Origin of the sequence: Solibacillus isronensis (assembly GCF_023715405.1) — a bacterium.
GTDB classification, from domain to species: domain Bacteria; phylum Bacillota; class Bacilli; order Bacillales_A; family Planococcaceae; genus Solibacillus; species Solibacillus isronensis_B.
In genome coordinates this window covers 1-256 of sequence record NZ_JAMBOC010000051.1, presented here as the reverse complement: position 1 = coordinate 256, position 256 = coordinate 1, and the positions used below count along the sequence as shown (strand labels likewise).

The window sequence follows — 256 nt, the reverse complement described above, 5'->3', positions numbered from 1 at the left end:
AATCAGTAGGTCGAGGGTTCGACTCCTTTCGCCGGCACCATTTAGAGAGCCATTAGCTCAGTTGGTAGAGCATCTGACTTTTAATCAGAGGGTCGAAGGTTCGAGTCCTTCATGGCTCACCAGTTTTTATATTTAAATACTGCTTAGCGGGTGTGGCGGAATTGGCAGACGCACTAGACTTAGGATCTAGCGCCGCAAGGCGTGGGGGTTCGACTCCCTTCACCCGCACCATTTTAATTTCATATTACTGTCAGAG

The 256-nt window shown here is 48.8% G+C and carries 2 tRNA genes; both read left to right on the top strand.

The features are described 5' to 3' along the window. The first annotated feature begins 46 nt into the window (after positions 1 to 46). Positions 47 to 122, top strand: a tRNA-Lys gene (locus M3166_RS19215). A 24-nt stretch (positions 123 to 146) separates the two neighbouring features. After that, a tRNA-Leu gene (locus M3166_RS19210) sits at positions 147 to 231 on the top strand. The last annotated feature ends 25 nt before the right edge of the window (positions 232 to 256 follow it).